The sequence below is a fragment of the Melissococcus plutonius ATCC 35311 genome, from assembly GCF_000270185.1.
Classification (GTDB): domain Bacteria; phylum Bacillota; class Bacilli; order Lactobacillales; family Enterococcaceae; genus Melissococcus; species Melissococcus plutonius.
The window spans coordinates 573,055-589,796 of the sequence record NC_015516.1; the positions used below are offsets into that span (position 1 = coordinate 573,055).

The window sequence follows — 16,742 nt, forward strand, 5'->3', positions numbered from 1 at the left end:
TACTTATCTTGGTATATTAAATTTTACATTTATATTAAATTATCTATCAATCCTATTAATATCGTTGCAGATCATTATATTTTATGAGAAAATCAACAATAAGTTATTTCGATAGGTGAGGAAGTGTCTTATGAAATTATGGAAGAAATCGGTTTTACTTATTTTAAGTTTCATTCTTCTATTTACTATTGGTGCATGTGTTTATGGTATTAAAATGTATAATGATGCAAACAAAACAGCTAAAGATATTTATCATTCAGTTGGACGCGTATCAAAAAAAAGAGATAAAGCTGTTAACATTGATGCAAAGGAACCCTTTTCAATTTTATTAATGGGAATTGATACTGGCGATTTAGGTCGTGTAGATCAAGGAAGATCAGATACTACAATGGTTGTAACCATTAATCCAAAAGAAAAGAAATCAGTTATAACGAGCTTAGAACGTGATATTTTAACACCAATTACTGGAAAAAAAATGGATGATAAATTAAATCACGCCTATGCCTATGGAGGTGTAAAAATGTCTATTAACACAGTAGAAAACTTATTAGATATTCCACTTGATTATTATGTTTCTATGAACATGAAGGGATTGAAAGATTTAATTGACGCAGTCGGTGGCATCAAAGTAAATAATCCATTTGAGTTTTCCTTAGATGGTGTTGTTGTTCCTAAAGGCCATATTACTTTAAATGGTGAAACAGGCTTAGCTTATGCGAGAATGAGAAAAGAAGACCCAGAAGGAGATATTGGACGGCAACGTCGCCAACGTGAAGTAGTAGAAAAAATTGTTCAAAAAGTTATGAGTTTTGATGGCGTTAAAAAATATAAAAAAATACTAAATGCAGTTAAGGCAAATGTTATAACCAATCTTACTTGGGATGATATGATCGATATACAATCGAAGTATATGGGCGCCTTTCATAATATTAAACAAATGCAACTTCAAGGAAAAGTACAACATATCGATGGGGTGGAATATCAGTTATTAAACCCTAATAAATTATATAATGTACAGACTAAGCTAAGGAAACAACTTGGATTGGCAGAAAATAAGAAAAGAAAAATGAAAAATAAGAAATTTTATAATCCTTACTCAGCCTACAACGAAGAAACAAATTATGAAAATAACTATAATGATTCTGTTAATCAAAATACCTATCAACCTGTTGAGAATTATTAGAAAATGAATAAAAATTACTCAATTTGAATCAAAAACAGCGAAAACTTAATTTTAAATTTTCGCTGTTTTGTTTTATTTTATAAATGTCGATTAGCGAGTTGCTAATGCTTCAATAGGTAGAATGGAAAAATTAACTATTAATTAGATGACAAAGACAGAAGATTATCAAAGCATTATTTTAGCTTAATACCAATACATGACTGGTATTTAGAGAATAAGCTGAAGAGAGATCTAAGCCAATTAGCTGCCTTACTTAATCCATTTTAAATAAAATTTAACTATTATTATCTATGCCAATGAGATAATCAGAATCATTCATCGCTTCTACTTCTCCAAGTAGATAACCATTACCGACCTGTGAAAAGAAATCATGATTACTAGTTCCTGTTGAGATACCATTCATCACAATAGGATTTACATCATTTGCAGTATCTGGAAAAAGAGGATTCATACCTAAATTCATTAAAGCCTTATTTGCATTATAACGTAGAAATATTTTTACATCTTCTGTCCAACCTAATGGATCATAGAGTTCTTCTGTGTATTTTTCTTCATTCTCATAAAGTTCATACAGCAGATCATACATCCAATTTTTCAATTCATCTTGTTCTTGTTCCTCTAATCCATTAAATCCCCTTTGAAATTTATAACCAATATATGTGCCATGAACTGATTCATCGCGAATAATTAATTTTATAATTTCAGCGACATTTGCTAATTTGTTATTTCCTAAATAATAAAGAGGAGTATAAAAGCCTGAATAAAATAAAAAAGTTTCTAAAAAAACATTTGCTACCTTTTTTTGAAGTGGCTTACCATGTTTATAAATTTCATTGACACGTTTAGCTTTATATTGTAATTGTTGATTGGTATCAATCCAATTGAAGATTTCTTCAATTTCTTTTTTAGTATTTAATGTACTAAAAATGGAAGAATAACTTTTTGCATGAACAGATTCCATGAATTGAATGTTATTTAATACAGCTTCCTCATGTGGAGTACGAGCATCTTTTCTAAGTTGATCGATACCACTTTCTGATTGAACAGTATCTAATAGTGTTAGTCCACCGAAAACATGAGCAAAGGTTGTTTTTTCAAGTTCGGATAATGTTCGCCAATCGTCAAGATCATTCGATAATGGAATACGAGTATCTAGCCAGAATTGCTCAGTTAATTTTTCCCAGGTTGATTTATCAATCAAATCTTCAATAGAATTCCAATTTATAGCTTTATAATAGGTAGACATTTTTTCCTCCCCTACCATAAAAGTAAATTATGGCAAATATTAATAAATAATAATAAGTTACATTTAAATAAGTAAGTATTTAGATTACACAACTTTCACATTGATTACTGCCAATTTCTTCACCACTATCTTCAGTGAAAGTACGGACATAATAAATCGATTTAATGCCTTTATTAAAAGCATAATGTCTAAGGATAGTTAAATCACGTGTTGTTTGTTTTGTTGTTTTTTTCCATTCGTAAAGTCCTTCTGGAATTTCAGAACGCATAAATAACGTTAAACTCATACCTTGATCGATATGTTGTTGAGCAGCTGCGTAGACGTCAATGACTTTTCGCATATCCATGTCATAAGCAGAAGTATAATAAGGTATTGTAGTATTAGACAGTGAAGGAGCTGGATAATAAATTTTCCCAGTTTTCTTTTCTTGTCTCTCTTCAATTAATTGAGTAATCGGATGAAGACTTGCACTTGTGTCATTAATATAAGAAATAGAACCATTTGGTGCAACTGCTAAACGATTCTGATGATATAGGCCATCTTTTTGAACAGCATCCCTTAATTGCTGCCAATCCTCAACTGCTGGAATAAAAATATCTTTAAATAGTCCTTTTATTTTGGCGGATTTTGGTAAAAAATCACCAGTCAGATATTTAGAAAAATAAGAACCATCGGCATAATCAGAGTATTCAAATCGATGAAAAACTTGTTGACGTTCCTTAGCAATTTTATTACTTTCTACTAAGGTCCAATAATTTAACAACATAAAATAAATAGTTGTAAACTCAATAGATTCTTTTGATCCATAAGTTATCTGATTTTTTGCAAGAAATGTATGAAGTCCCATTGCTCCCAATCCAATAGTGTGATTGTGTTGATTGCCATTTTGGATGGAGGGCACTACCTCAATAAAAGAGCTATCTGTAATATAAGTTAATGCTCTAGTCATTGCACAAACCGACTTACCAAAATCTGGACTTTCCATTAAATTAACAATATTTGTTGAACCTAAATTGCAACTAATATCTTCTCCCAATACCTCATATTCTTGTTTATCATTCAAAATAGAAGGGGTTTGAACTTGTAAAATTTCTGAACAGAGATTACTCATAACAATTTTTCCGTCAACTGGATTATTTTTATTGGCTGTATCAATATTAATGACATATGGATAACCAGATTCTTGTTGTAATTTTGAAATTTCGTTTTCTAATTCACGAGCATTAATTTTATATTTGTGTATTTTAGGGTTTTCAACTAATTGATCATATTCCTTAGTAATATCGACATAGGAAAATGGAATTCCATATTCTTTTTCTACACTGTAAGGACTAAATAGATACATTTCTTCATTATTACAAGTTAACTCATAAAATTTATCAGGAATAAGAATACCAAGTGATAATGTTTTGACCCGTATTTTTTCATCTGCATTTTCTTTTTTAGCAGATAAAAATCGTTCAATGTCTGGATGAAAAACATTTAAATAGACAACACCGGCTCCCTGTCTTTGACCCAGTTGATTAGAATAACTAAAACTATCTTCAAATAATTTCATTACTGGAACAACACCACTTGCTGCTCCCTCATACCCTTTAATTGGCGCACTAGCTTCACGTAAATTTGATAAAGTAATACCAACGCCACCACCAATTCTAGACAACTGCAAAGCTGAATTAATTGAACGGCCAATGCTATTCATGTCATCGGTTACTTGGATTAAAAAGCAAGAGACCAATTCACCTCGACGTTTTTTACCAGCATTTAAAAAAGAAGGCGTTGCTGGTTGGTAGCGTTGATGAATCATTTCATCTGCAAGTGTAATTGCCAATTCTTCATTGCCATCTGCAAAATAAAGAGCATTAAAGGCAACCCGATCTTCATAACTTTCTAGATACATCGTTCCATCGTTCGTTTTAAGCGCATATTGGGAATAAAACTTATAAGCTGCCATAAATGATTGGAATTGAAATTTTTGTTCCATTAAAAATGTATAAAGGCTTTCGATAAATGACATGGAATATTTATGAATAAAATCAACTTCTAAATAGTCATTTTCGATTAAAAAATTGATTTTTGCCTCTATAGAAGGAAAAATCTTAGTATTAGGTAAAACATTTTCCTTAAAAAAAGCTTCCAAAGCCTCTTTATCTTTATTTAAGGGAATTTGTCCATCAACTGGACGATTAATTTCATTATTTAATTTAAAATAGCTAACTTCTGTTAGATTTTTAAGACTCAAATTGATTCACTACTTTCTTAAAGGACGTAACATCTTCATTGGTACCACTGAATTCAAAAGCAAAGAGTAAAGGTACATTATAATCATGAGCAATATCTTTTGCTGTATAAACAAATAAATGCGCAAAATTTCGATTACCACTACCAGCAACACCTTGGCAATAGTCTTGATTGTCTTCATATTCAATAAAATCATTTACGATTTCAGTAATCTCTTTATCATAAGTAGGGACAATCAGGATGTAAGACTCGTTCATTTTAACATAAGGATCGCTTGGATCAATTTCATAGGATGGTAGATTTAATTTGTTAACAAAGCGTTTTGTTTGCCCAGTTACCGAAAAATAAACAATTTTCATAATTTGATTAAGCCAATTGTTTTAACTGATTTGGGCGAAAGCCAACAATGGTTGTCGTATCAGATATGATAACAGGAACGCTTTGAAATCCTTGTTCTTTTAAACGATTTAATTCATAAGGTTCTTGATCAATATTTATTTCTTCAAAAGAAATATTATTTTCAGTTAGATAACGTTTTGTCATTTTACATTGCATACAGTTATTTTTAGAAAAGATTTTAACGCTCATTTAAATTCCCCCTATATAAAATTGTAATTTATCTATAATCATTAGTATAAATATCTAATAAGAAAAGTCAACTGTTAAACACTATATATTGTGTTCTGATTTATCGAATATACAATTTTTAGTGTTGTAAATGCTAAATGGTAAAAAATGTTTGATTGATAGGTGGATTAAGAAAATAGTAAAACACAGCAATTGGCTCTTTTTGATTGCTATTAAGATAAATGAAAGAAATGAGATGAAAAAATAACAAAAGAACCTAAAAACAAACACCAAAAAGTAATTGACTTTCTACTAATGTAGGTGTATCCTTTTTCTGATATTGAGAATCATTATCAAAAACTATCTGCACATTTGAAAAGAGGGACAATCATGCAACTTTTGTCGGATGCAACATTGGGGAAAGCTTACACAATTGAGGAAATTTGTGTAAAAGATGAAACAACTAAAAAAAGTTTAAATCAGCTAGGAATGATTACAGGTGGGCAGGTAGCAGTAACACAATTTGCTGGTGAAAATGGCATCATTCTCTTACATAACAGTCGAATTGCTTTAGACAAATCAATTTTAAAACAAATTCATATTACAGAAAAAGAACAAATTAATCTTAATTGGATGCCTTTAAGTCAATTAAAAATTGGTGAATATGCTAAAGTTGTGGGCATTCATGGAGAAGGTACAGTAAAACGTCGATTAATGGATATGGGGTTAACAAAAAATGTAGAAATATTTGCCAGAAAGGTAGCTCCTTTTGGTGATCCAATTGAAATCAATTTACGTGGTTATGAGTTGACCTTACGAAAAAGTGAGGCTGAACTTGTTTTGGTAGCAAAGGAGGAAAAGAATTGAACAATTGTCACATTGCCTTAGCCGGAAATCCAAACAGTGGAAAAACTTCTACGTTTAATGCATTAACTGGATCAAGTCAATATGTTGGGAATTGGCCCGGAGTAACGGTTGAATGCAAAAAAGGTCAGTGGAAAAAAGACAAACAAATTAGTATTCAGGATTTACCAGGCATTTATTCGCTTTCACCATATACACAGGAAGAGATTATAGCTAGAGATTATTTATTAACTGAAGATGGACCAGATATTATTTTAAACATTATTGATTCGACTAATTTAGAAAGAAATCTTTATTTGACAACACAACTGATGGAGACTGGAATACCTGTTGTTATTGCTTTAAATATGATGGATATTCTTGAAAAAAAAGGTAAAAAGATTAATAGCGATAAACTTAGCTATGGAATGGGTGTCAAGGTTGTTGAAATTAGTGCGCTAAAGAATCATGGTTTAGATCATGCGATGAAAACAGCGATTCAGGAAGCAAAAACAGTGGATAAAGAGGAGCTGAACTATCCGACTTATGATAGTCGTTTGGAAGCGGCACTCAGTGAAATTTCAGAAATCATTGTACATAATGTGCAAGGCAGTCAACTCCGTTGGTATAGTATCAAATTATTCGAACGTGATGTAAAAATAATGAATTTATTAGAATTAACTGAAGCCCAGAAAAAAGAAATTGAAGAAATTATTCAAATGACTGAAAAAATTCTAAATGATTCTAGTGAAGCAATTATTATTAATGAACGCTATGAATATATCACCCGTTTAACTGCATTATGTTCTATTGAAAAAGATAATGTAAAATTTAATACAAGCGATAAAATAGATCATGTTGTAACCAATAGGTAGTTAGCATTGCCAATTTTTGCTGCTGTTATGTGGTGTGTTTATTATCTATCTGTACAAACAATTGGAAAGGTTGGGACTGATTGGCTAAATGATGTATTGTTTGGTGATATTATCACCAATTCAGTTACAAATATATTACAATCTTTACATATAGCTGGATGGCTTCAAGATCTTATCACAAATGGAATTATAGCTGGTGTTGGAGCCGTTATTGGCTTTTTACCACAATTAATTATGCTGTTTTTATGTTTAGCTATTTTAGAAGATTGTGGGTATATGTCACGAATTGCTTTTGTTATGGATCGATTATTTAGAAAGTTTGGTTTATCTGGAAAATCATTCATTCCCATTTTGATTGCTTCTGGTTGTGGCGTACCGGGCGTTATGGCGAGTAGAACGATTGAAAATGAACGAGATAGACGAATGCCAATTATGGTTACAACGTTTATGCCTTGTTCAGCAAAATTACCAATTATTGCTTTAATTTCTGGGGCTTTCTTTCCAAACAGTAGTTTGGTGTCTCCTGCGGCCTATTTTATCGGAGTTGCAGCAATCGTATTGTCGGGGATTGCACTTAAGAAAACAATGGTGTTTTCAGGAGATCCAGCACCATTTATCATGGAATTACCTGCTTATCATATGCCACAAATGAAAAATATCATCTATCAAACATTTGATCGCTGTAAAGCTTTTATAAAAAAAGCTGGAACAATTATTTTTGTGTTAAGTATTGTTATTTGGTTTACTTCTTCTTATTCATTCACATTCCATGCAGTAGATGAAGAACACAGTATTTTAGCCTTTTTCGGTAAACTTATCTCTGGTCTTTTTGCACCACTAGGTTGGGGTACGTGGCGTGGAACAGTTGCTACCATTGCAGGATTACTTGCTAAAGAAAATGTGATTAATACATTTGGCATTTTGTTTGGACATTTAAAAGATGTATCTGATAATGGCAATGAGGTATGGGGTTCATTGAGAAATGCGTTTACACCGGTAGCTGCTTTTTCTTTCCTCGTCTTTAATTTATTATGTGCTCCCTGTGTAGCCGCTATGGGTGCTATCAGTCGAGAAATGAATAATTTAAAATGGACATTAGTAGCCATTGGTTATCAATGCGGATTAGCTTATGTTGCTAGTTTTATTATTTATCAATTTGGACATGTTATTTTTGAAGGCGGACATATTACTTTAACTACATTAATTGCAGGAGTTTTCTTACTTATTTTGCTATATTTTGTTATAAGAAAGCCAAAGAAAAATCAAAAGGATGCAATCACAATAATATCAGAAGGAGGACAAGCATAAATGGCTACTTGGATTTTAGGCATTATCATTTTTGGTGCTGCTGGTTATGCTACTTATTCGTTTTTTAAAAAAGGTGGCTGTTGTGAAGATTGTTCTGATAACAGTTGTCCAGTAAAGAAACCTGAGCCTGAAAAGGTGCATAACTGTCATTGTAATAAATCTTAACGAATAAGACGACAGATACCGACTATTCATTAGTGGTGCCTGTCGTTTTATTTTTATGTTTTAATTTTATAGTCACTAGGAAATCTTATTCGATTTAATATTTTTAATCAATTGGAAAATTTTACTTGCAATTAATCAAGCTAGATGATAGAATAATACTTGTATTTGGGCCGTTAGCTCAGTTGGTAGAGCAGCTGACTCTTAATCAGCGGGTCGCGGGTTCGAGCCCCTCACGGCCCATAGGGTGCCAAACCCATCAGAACGAAGGAATATCGGTGCTATTTAAGCATTTCGAAGATATTTCCTTGCGTTCTATTTTTTTGCTTTGATTACGTTTTTAATTTCATTCGTCTATTTTAAATAGAAATATTTATTATTATTAATTGGTTATGAAAAGTAGGTATAAATTTTATTAAATCTCTACCATATTGAAATTTCACATTCAATTGAATTATGCTTTTAAATAAAGGAGATTTTTAATGAGCAATGTCTATTATCAGGTACTAGGAATAATCACCAAGGAAACAAAGAAGAAAATCACATTTCTAGCATTTGTTATGGCTGTTGTTTTTTTAATGCTGTATGTGGGCTTTTTTATCTCACGTGTACTTTTAGCAAGTGGGTTAAAAAGTTGTTTTAACCTTACGATATTTATATTTTGCCTTTTAGGTATGAGTGTTTGGATTTTTGTAGTAAGGAACGATACCTATAAAATAAAAGGGAAAAACTTTTCTAGCATTACTAAAAAAATAGCTACAGAGATAAGTCTAATAGGGATTGATTCACCTGAAAAACTAGATATGCTTATACAAGAAATTAATAAAATGAATGATTTAGAAAAAGAAAATAAAAAGATATTGTTAAGGCAATTAGTATAACTGCTAAGTATACTATAATTATTCCCATTTCATTTTTTGCTGGATTGATTTTTAAAAAAGGACAGACGATAGAAACAAAATTAATTTTCCAAATTATACTAGGATGTATTGTTATGTTTTTTACTATATTGGTATTTATAGGTGTAAACATCGCTAATTTTCACTATTTTTTTACTCATGGCAAAAAGAAATGAGAAATGGTTCTTTCACGTCTAATAGATATTAAATACATGTATGATTATAACAATAAAGGAAAAATTGAAATGTAAATACAAATTAATAACAATTATTCAAAAAAGCGATTAGGAAAGACCAACAATGTCTAGTTCCTAATCGCTTTTAATTTGGATTTAAAATTTCAAAATGACTAGCATATATTCTAATGCTTCACCATGCTTTTATGCCAGAAAGTTTATGTAGTTTAAACTATTTATCATTAAATATTTTAAATAAAGGAAAAGCATACACTTTTCTATGTATTTTAATTATAAAGCCGTTAAAAATGCAACCAGACCGAAAACGATTCCTGGAAGATTAGCAACAGACACAGGTAGGTCTCTAGGACTTTTCCAAATCCCATAGGTCACCCATAATGAACTATTTATAGCTGCTACAAGCGGTTGAATAGGATTACCTTTAGAACCATTTAAATTATCAAAAATCTGGGGAATATAAGAGACATACATAGCAATAGATAACACTGTTGCACACCAACTTAAATATTGAATGAATTTTTTTGAATTAATTTTGATTTCCTCCCTTGGATTTTATTTATAACCAACCAATTTATTAGTTATTTCTCATCATTTTTTTGCTTTCTGAAATTTTCTAGCATTCTTTCTAAATATAAATGCAATACTAGGATTTTCTTATATCATGTTTTATAAGTCAAGATGTTTTTTTAATTAAATCTCATATTCAACAATTTTTTATATTATTAATAGATATTAAAATTTATGAATTAGGTATCGATCATTTTGTAAAATAATATAAATTTTTAAGTATATTCATAAAAAGAGAAAGTATATCAATTTTCATCATCATTATTTACTGTCTATATTGTTTCAAACATATTATTTGTTCAAATAATTGGTTAAGTATACAATAAATTTAGTTGAATGATTAGACAGAAAAATAGTCAATATAGTAGTAAAAGGTGACTAGCTAACAATAGGAGGAGAAAAATGAAAAAAGTATATGAAACAGAAATAATTAATGTAGGGGGCAGAGCTGGAGAAGTTCATTCACCCAACAATGATTTTTCGTATAAAGTCACTTCACCAGGTACTAAAAAGGACAATGCAACCAATCCAGAACAATTATTTGCAGCAGCTTATAGTACTTGTTTTAATTCTGCCTTGATTTCTGTAATGAAACAGGAAAAAGTTCAGGGAGAAAGCACGGTAGATGCACATATTACCTTGGATAATGACCCAAATACCGGTTATCAACTTGCTGCTAGATTGGATGTAGAAATTAAAGGAGTAGATCAACAAGAAACAGAACGTCTAGCGAAAATGGCTCACCAAGTGTGTCCCTATTCAAAAGCAATACGAAATAATGTCGATGTTACATTGAAGGTTATTTAGATAGCCATTAAATAAAATAGCTTTATTCACTATCTGAAAAGTTTATTCATTCAGATAGTTTTTTAGTTTTTAACGTTATTGTTTAATATAGGTCTTCCAGTTTTGAATTTTGTATCATTATACTAAATGCCAGCAATATTATTTATATTATTGCTAACAGACAATACTATTATTTAAAATTTTTTTTACATGGTAGAATAAAGATAATCAACGTAAAGAGGGAGTGAAATAAAATTGGAGAAGAAACTGCCAACTGATCAATATTTATGGATAGAAGAAAAGAATGATGATTTTCCTTTCTATAATAATAAACCAATTCATGTTAGTGAGAAAAGATGGTTAGCCATTATAGGATTTGCCTTCGTTGGATTTCTATTGCTGTCTTTTTTGTATATTCCGTTTATTCCACCTATTTTTATTACAATTATAGCAACATTTTGCTTACCTATTTTTTCATTATTAGGATTAAAAATTTTTATTGGTAATTACTGGCATACCTTATTTCGACCTCTATATCTCAAAGATATTGTTAATATTTTATTATTTACCATTTTATCATTGATTACTAGTGCTGCTCTTTCTGGATTAGCCACCTTATTGACAACAATGAATAATAATCCAGATTCAATTACCGATACAGGAAAACGAGCCGTTGAATTTTTTTGGTTCTCGCGTATACAGGATGTTGTTCAGTTATTTGGAGAAGAATTTTTAGCTATTCTGCCTTTTCTATTTTTATTACAGTGGTTTACACAAAAAAGAAAATTATCTCGAAAACAATCCATAATCTATGCTTTAATTCTATCTTCTATTTTATTTGGGTTGTTACATCTGCCAACTTATAATTGGAATATTTGGCAGTGTATTCTTGTCATTGGTTTAGGTCGGATTGTAGATAGTCTAGCCTATATTCGAACAAAAAATTTGTGGGTTTCCTATTTGGTTCATTTCTTGTATGATACTTTACTATTTTCATTAAGTTTTATTGGTGGATAAATTGAATAAATGCATTAACGTTTGGTATGAAAATAAAAATTAGTGAATGAGAAAATTTATTAGTCAAGGAAATAGAAGATAAAAATGAATTTCCTATTCATAAATATGTTTGTATTAACGACCTATTTTCTTTTGTTCATCGCTTCTATGATTATCAAATAATATACAGAAACAAACGATATTTTCTAAATGCAGTTTATTAAATAAAAAAATTTAACCAATTATAAAAAATATCTTGGTTAAATTTTTTTAATGTTAAATAGCTAGTTTTTGGATTTTGTTGTATAAACACAAATAGAAACCTAGTTTATGAAAAAGAAAAGGTTAGATTTAACATCTGCCTAGCTTGTGATATTGTTTATCTATTATTTTTTAAACTAGTACTATGCCTAGGTTGTATCTTCTCATCAGGGCGAATAAAGTGAAGAGCATTATTGACTGCAGTAGGAGCTTCACCAAAGCCTGTAGTAATTAATTTAACTTTTCCATCGTAGTAACAAATATCACCAATAGCATAAATTCCTTCAATTGATGTCTGCATATTTGATGATACCTTAATTGTATTTTGCTGGGTGTCTAATCCCCAATTGTTTAGGTAGTCTTGAGAAGAAACAAAACCATAACTAACGATTAAAGCATCAAGGGTTAAATCAATAGTAGATGGTTGAGTAGATTTTACTTTTTTTAGACGAATTCCTTGGAAATTTTGCTCGTTTACTAATAACTGTTCAATAGTATAAGGGGTATAAATAGTTATATTTGAATTCTTTAATTGTTCAACACTATATTCGTGTCCTCGAAACTTGGTACGTCGATGAATAATTGAAACTTCTGATGCAATAGATTCAAGCATTAAAGCCCAGTCCATAGCAGTATCTCCCCCACCTGCTACTGCAATCCTCTTATGTTTAAATTGATTTAATTGATCGATAGAATAGTAAATGGCAGTATTTTCAAACTTTTCGGCATTAGCAATGGATAATCGGCATGGTTGAAAAGCACCATTTCCTGTAGAAATAATGACAGCTTTTGAATAATGGCTATTTTTTGTAGTTTCAATGTGAAAGTAATTTTTTTCTTTTACTAAATGGGTTACTTCTTCATTTAAACAAATTGTCTGGTTATAAGAATCTATTTGGTTCGTTAAATTTTCTATTAGTTTAGCTGCCTTAATGTTTGTAAAACCAGGAATATCGTAAATCTCCTTTTCAGGATAAAGTGTAGTCAATTGACCGCCTAGTTGTGGCAAACTATCAATGATTTTTGTTCGTGCTTGTCTGAGACCAGCATAAAAAGCCGCGAATAAACCAGTTGGACCACCACCAATAATTGTAATTTCATAGATATCTTCAGGAATTTCCATAGTAAAGTCCCTCCATTACTATCTAATTTATTAAAAGTATATCTTTTTCAAAAACCGTAGCATGACTTTAGTAAAAAAGCAAATCTTTGTTTATGATATTTATTTAGGATAAAAGTGTAGTCATTGAATGCTAATTTATCGCTTTTACTTATAGTAATTTTGTCTGTTTTTAGTTATGATAAACTTGTGAATAAAATTTAGGAGGAATAAGCTTATGTTTCCACAATTAAATATAGAAAATATTGAAGGACCAAAGGCAGCAATTAAAACAAATCAAGGAATGATTACTATTCAACTTTTTCCAGAACAAGCACCTAGAACAGTAGAAAATTTTGTAGAATTAGCAAAAAAAGGATATTATGACGCAGTTATTTTCCATCGGGTTATTCCTAATTTTATGATTCAAGGTGGAGATCCTACAGGAACAGGTATGGGCGGTGAAAGTATCTATGGTGGGAAATTTGAAGATGAATTTTCAAATGAATTGTTCAATTTTCGCGGTGCCTTATCTATGGCAAATGCTGGACCAAATACAAATGGAAGTCAATTTTTTATTGTTAATAATCAATCAGTTCCTGAAAATATGATTGAACAATTAGAAAGTGCTGGTTATCCTGAGGAAGTTGTTACTGCTTATAAAAATGGTGGTACACCTTGGCTTGATTTCCGCCATACTGTTTTTGGTCAGGTTGTGGAAGGCCAAGGAATTGTGGATAAGATAGCTGATGTGAAAAGAGACCCACAAGATCGTCCACTTGATGATGTGATTATTGATACGATTGAAATTTTTTAAATTTAGGTCGCTCAAAATAACTATCAAAAATAACTATAATGTGAAGTATTGTCAAATAAGTTTAAACAAAAAATTAATTGATTAAATCGATATGAATTATTTTTATAAACAAATAAGAGTAAAGATGAAAAGATCTTTTCATCTTTACTCTTATTTGTTTTTTTATTTATTGAAATGCATGTTTAATCCGTTCTAATCCCTCTATAAGTACTTCTTTTGAACAAGCAGTATTTAATCTCATATGTTGTGTGCCTGTTGGGCCAAATGAAATACCTGGATTTAGTACTACCTTACCTTTTTGGATTAAGCATTCTTGTAGTTGTTCATCTGTTAAGTTTAAGCTAGAGAAGTCTAACCAAACAAGATAGGTTCCTTCAGGAACCATTACTTTTACCTGAGGAAATTTGTTAGCAAAAAAGGTTTCTACTAACTTTATATTTTCTTTTAAATAAGCTAATAATTCAGTTAACCATTCGTCTCCATATTTATAGGCAGCTTCAGTGCCGATATAGCCGAATGTATTGATTTCTTCTTGTTTATTTTTTTCTTGTTGTATTTGAAAGATTTTTTTAAGTTTGGGATTTTGAATAAAGACCATAGAATTTTTAATGCCCGCCAAATTGAATGTTTTTGTTGCGGCTGTCAATGTGATAGAAAATTCCTTAAAAGTAGATTGGGCATTAGTAAAGGTTGTAAATTGATAAGGTGAAAAAACTAAATCTTGATGAATTTCATCGCTTACTACAATAATATGGTATTTTTCGCATAATTCACCAAAATCTTGTAACTCTTCTTTAGACCAAACTCTTCCACCTGGATTATGTGGATTACATAAGATAAATAACTGAATAAGATGTTCACGCATTTGTTTTTCCATCAAAGTTAAATCCATTTTAAATTGATTGTCTTTGATTAATAAGGGTGATTGAATTAATTTTCTTTGATTATCTAGGACTACTTGTGCAAAAGGAGGATAAACAGGATCATGGATCATTATAGCATCATTTTTCTTTGTAAATGCCTGAATAGCCAGTGTAATGCTTGGAACTACACTACTTTAAATAGGATTTCATCTTTAGTAAGTGAAAGTTGATGATGGCGACTCTGCCAGGAAATAACTTCTTTATATAAGGATTCAGGCGCCTGTGTATATCAAAATATACCATGATGAATTAATTGCTCAAATGCTGTTAATATAAAAGGAGCTGCCTTAAAATCCATGTCGGCAATCCATAATGGTAAAAGATCAGAGTGACCATAGGTTTCTTTTAATGTATCCCACTTGACGCTATTTGTATTTATTCGTTTAATTGGTTGATTGAAGTCAATCATTTATTTATCCTCCTACATATAATATCTTACGCATTAAGTATAAAACGTAAATTTAAGAAAGTATAATATTAAATTCTAAATTATTAGATAATTCTATACAGAATTCGAAAAAAAATGCTATTATTTCAATAGAGAGAATTAATAAGTAATGTTTAATAAGAAAAACGAAGGAGAAAAAATGAATTATAAAATTGGCATGATTTTAAATGGCATGATTACAGGAGTACAACCGTATGGTGCTTTTGTTTCATTGGATTCAAAAACACAAGGTCTTATTCATGTTTCCGAGATTCAAACTGGATACACACAAAACATTGATAGTTTATTGGGGATTGGTCAAAAAGTCATTGTTCAGATAATTGATATTGATGAATATTCAAAAAAAATTAGCCTCTCACTTAGAACATTGGAAGAGCAAATTAAAATTGTCAACTATCATCATAAAAAATACTATACAGATAAAAATAAAAAAATTGGTTTTTCTTCTTTGGAAAAGCAGTTACCATTTTGGATTGATGAAATGATTGATCGATTAATAAGAAAATAATTCTGTACCTTTTTAGAAAGTATGTTACAATGCTTTTGTTAATTAAAATAAAATTTAATTGAGGTGGATGCTTTGTCTGATAAGAAGGTTTCGGGTACAGTTATGTTGAATTTAAATGATGGGTCTAAAAGATTTCTTATTCATAAGATGGATCAAAAGACTTCGTTTGCTACAACAAATGTAGCGGACAATATGACTGGCTTAGCAAGTATACTGCAATTATTTAAAGAAAAAATTCAACTGGACATTTCATCCATTAACTTAGTTGAATTAACCAATGCACATACAGAAGAAGAGAATATCCCATTATTTGTTTTTGAGATAGATGAGAACCAATCAATTAACCAATTAAAAAACAATTACTACTGGGAAAATCCATCCAAATTAATTAATTTATTGACTTCTTATGATATTAAAGGAGTTCCCTTATTTTAATAGATAAAAATTTTTCGATGATGGGTCAAACATTTTCTACCAAAACACATAGTTTATATCCTATTCTGCTTTTTATTATTACAAATAAACAATTTTGTAAAAGATTAACCTATTTATCTGGAAATAGCTGGAAAAATAGATAGATAAAAATAAATTCTTTAAAAGTAAAATCAATCTCTATCTATGTTTGTTAATCATTATTGATATAGACTTATTATGTTTTAATTTGACCATAAATGAAATTTATTTAAAAACGAAAAGAAATTTATATTTTAATAAAAAAAGTAGTTGACCTGGACAAAAAAAGTTGGTATATTATTACTTGTCGCAAGGCACGACTAAAGTAACAGCTGAAACGACAAAGTGATGTGAATACCCATC

At 30.2% G+C, this 16,742-nt stretch carries 15 protein-coding genes, 1 tRNA gene and 2 pseudogenes; 11 read left to right on the forward strand and 7 right to left on the reverse strand.

The genetic code is table 11. The features are described 5' to 3' along the window. The first annotated feature begins 130 nt into the window (after window positions 1-130). Entirely contained in the window at window positions 131-1,183 is a 1,053-nt protein-coding gene (locus tag MPTP_RS02380) for an LCP family glycopolymer transferase (RefSeq protein ID WP_013773452.1), read from the forward strand. A 274-nt stretch (window positions 1,184-1,457) separates the two neighbouring features. Here MPTP_RS02380 and nrdF read toward each other — a convergent pair whose 3' ends face one another. The 4 genes from nrdF to nrdH all read right to left on the reverse strand — a co-directional run bounded on the left by nrdF (window position 1,458) and on the right by nrdH (window position 5,258). Further along, entirely contained in the window at window positions 1,458-2,429 is a 972-nt protein-coding gene (nrdF, locus tag MPTP_RS02385; protein WP_013773453.1) for a class 1b ribonucleoside-diphosphate reductase subunit beta, read from the reverse strand. A 79-nt stretch (window positions 2,430-2,508) separates the two neighbouring features. Continuing rightward, window positions 2,509-4,671: a class 1b ribonucleoside-diphosphate reductase subunit alpha gene (nrdE, locus tag MPTP_RS02390; protein ID WP_013773454.1), complete on the reverse strand. Its 2,163-nt coding sequence runs from the start codon at window positions 4,669-4,671 to the stop codon at window positions 2,509-2,511. After that, window positions 4,661-5,029 carry a class Ib ribonucleoside-diphosphate reductase assembly flavoprotein NrdI gene (nrdI, locus tag MPTP_RS02395; RefSeq protein WP_013773455.1) on the reverse strand — a complete coding sequence of 123 codons (369 nt, stop codon included), beginning with the start codon at window positions 5,027-5,029 and terminating at the stop codon, window positions 4,661-4,663. Before nrdI ends, nrdE begins: the two co-directional genes overlap by 11 nt. 7 nt (window positions 5,030-5,036) lie before the next feature. After that, window positions 5,037-5,258 carry a glutaredoxin-like protein NrdH gene (gene nrdH / locus MPTP_RS02400; protein ID WP_013773456.1) on the reverse strand — a complete coding sequence of 74 codons (222 nt, stop codon included), beginning with the start codon at window positions 5,256-5,258 and terminating at the stop codon, window positions 5,037-5,039. 369 nt (window positions 5,259-5,627) lie between these two features. On the opposite strand from nrdH, the gene MPTP_RS02405 reads away from it, so the two are divergent. From MPTP_RS02405 to MPTP_RS02420, 5 genes and pseudogenes are all read left to right on the forward strand, one after another. Beyond that, a complete protein-coding gene (locus MPTP_RS02405; protein ID WP_013773457.1) occupies window positions 5,628-6,104 on the forward strand; it encodes a ferrous iron transport protein A in 477 nt (158 codons plus the stop codon). Then, window positions 6,101-8,263, forward strand: a pseudogene (gene feoB, locus MPTP_RS02410) (ferrous iron transport protein B). The gene MPTP_RS02405 and the pseudogene feoB overlap by 4 nt, the downstream one beginning before the upstream one ends. Continuing rightward, complete coding sequence (locus MPTP_RS09370; protein WP_013773458.1) at window positions 8,264-8,428, forward strand: FeoB-associated Cys-rich membrane protein; 165 nt, start codon at window positions 8,264-8,266, stop codon at window positions 8,426-8,428. A 167-nt stretch (window positions 8,429-8,595) separates the two neighbouring features. Next, window positions 8,596-8,668: transfer RNA gene (locus MPTP_RS02415), tRNA-Lys, on the forward strand. Between the two features lie 239 nt (window positions 8,669-8,907). After that, window positions 8,908-9,306 carry a hypothetical protein gene (locus MPTP_RS02420; protein ID WP_013773459.1) on the forward strand — a complete coding sequence of 133 codons (399 nt, stop codon included), beginning with the start codon at window positions 8,908-8,910 and terminating at the stop codon, window positions 9,304-9,306. Window positions 9,307-9,791: 485 nt separating this feature from the next. Here MPTP_RS02420 and MPTP_RS02425 read toward each other — a convergent pair whose 3' ends face one another. After that, complete coding sequence (locus MPTP_RS02425) at window positions 9,792-10,052, reverse strand: SemiSWEET family transporter (protein ID WP_080580423.1); 261 nt, start codon at window positions 10,050-10,052, stop codon at window positions 9,792-9,794. Between the two features lie 438 nt (window positions 10,053-10,490). On the opposite strand from MPTP_RS02425, the gene MPTP_RS02430 reads away from it, so the two are divergent. Next, window positions 10,491-10,895, forward strand: a complete 405-nt coding sequence (locus tag MPTP_RS02430) for an organic hydroperoxide resistance protein (protein ID WP_013773461.1) — start codon at window positions 10,491-10,493, stop codon at window positions 10,893-10,895. 234 nt (window positions 10,896-11,129) lie between these two features. Beyond that, on the forward strand, window positions 11,130-11,891 hold the full coding sequence (locus tag MPTP_RS02435) for a CPBP family intramembrane glutamic endopeptidase (RefSeq protein WP_013773462.1): 762 nt from the start codon (window positions 11,130-11,132) through the stop codon (window positions 11,889-11,891). 358 nt (window positions 11,892-12,249) lie between these two features. Here MPTP_RS02435 and MPTP_RS02440 read toward each other — a convergent pair whose 3' ends face one another. Next, window positions 12,250-13,254: an NAD(P)/FAD-dependent oxidoreductase gene (locus MPTP_RS02440; RefSeq protein ID WP_013773463.1), complete on the reverse strand. Its 1,005-nt coding sequence runs from the start codon at window positions 13,252-13,254 to the stop codon at window positions 12,250-12,252. Window positions 13,255-13,468: 214 nt separating this feature from the next. On the opposite strand from MPTP_RS02440, the gene MPTP_RS02445 reads away from it, so the two are divergent. Next, window positions 13,469-14,047, forward strand: a complete 579-nt coding sequence (locus MPTP_RS02445; protein ID WP_013773464.1) for a peptidylprolyl isomerase — start codon at window positions 13,469-13,471, stop codon at window positions 14,045-14,047. A gap of 166 nt (window positions 14,048-14,213) precedes the next feature. On the opposite strand, the pseudogene MPTP_RS02450 reads toward MPTP_RS02445, so the two are convergent. After that, window positions 14,214-15,379, reverse strand: a pseudogene (locus tag MPTP_RS02450) (MalY/PatB family protein). A 178-nt stretch (window positions 15,380-15,557) separates the two neighbouring features. Here MPTP_RS02450 and MPTP_RS02455 point away from each other — a divergent pair. Next, window positions 15,558-15,926: a CvfD/Ygs/GSP13 family RNA-binding post-transcriptional regulator gene (locus tag MPTP_RS02455; protein ID WP_041363365.1), complete on the forward strand. Its 369-nt coding sequence runs from the start codon at window positions 15,558-15,560 to the stop codon at window positions 15,924-15,926. Between the two features lie 72 nt (window positions 15,927-15,998). Continuing rightward, entirely contained in the window at window positions 15,999-16,361 is a 363-nt protein-coding gene (locus MPTP_RS02460; RefSeq protein WP_013773468.1) for a hypothetical protein, read from the forward strand. The last annotated feature ends 381 nt before the right edge of the window (window positions 16,362-16,742 follow it).

What these genes read in the sequence shown, in the direction of transcription:
- MPTP_RS02380 (WP_013773452.1), top strand. Translation starts at nt 131, where the DNA reads ATGAAATTATGGAAGAAATCGGTTTTACTTATTTTAAGTTTCATTCTT.
- nrdF (WP_013773453.1), bottom strand. Translation starts at nt 2,429, where the DNA reads ATGTCTACCTATTATAAAGCTATAAATTGGAATTCTATTGAAGATTTG.
- nrdI (WP_013773455.1), bottom strand. Translation starts at nt 5,029, where the DNA reads ATGAAAATTGTTTATTTTTCGGTAACTGGGCAAACAAAACGCTTTGTT.
- nrdH (WP_013773456.1), bottom strand. Translation starts at nt 5,258, where the DNA reads ATGAGCGTTAAAATCTTTTCTAAAAATAACTGTATGCAATGTAAAATG.
- MPTP_RS02405 (WP_013773457.1), top strand. Translation starts at nt 5,628, where the DNA reads ATGCAACTTTTGTCGGATGCAACATTGGGGAAAGCTTACACAATTGAG.
- MPTP_RS09370 (WP_013773458.1), top strand. Translation starts at nt 8,264, where the DNA reads ATGGCTACTTGGATTTTAGGCATTATCATTTTTGGTGCTGCTGGTTAT.
- MPTP_RS02420 (WP_013773459.1), top strand. Translation starts at nt 8,908, where the DNA reads ATGAGCAATGTCTATTATCAGGTACTAGGAATAATCACCAAGGAAACA.
- MPTP_RS02430 (WP_013773461.1), top strand. Translation starts at nt 10,491, where the DNA reads ATGAAAAAAGTATATGAAACAGAAATAATTAATGTAGGGGGCAGAGCT.
- MPTP_RS02440 (WP_013773463.1), bottom strand. Translation starts at nt 13,254, where the DNA reads ATGGAAATTCCTGAAGATATCTATGAAATTACAATTATTGGTGGTGGT.
- MPTP_RS02445 (WP_013773464.1), top strand. Translation starts at nt 13,469, where the DNA reads ATGTTTCCACAATTAAATATAGAAAATATTGAAGGACCAAAGGCAGCA.
- MPTP_RS02455 (WP_041363365.1), top strand. Translation starts at nt 15,558, where the DNA reads ATGAATTATAAAATTGGCATGATTTTAAATGGCATGATTACAGGAGTA.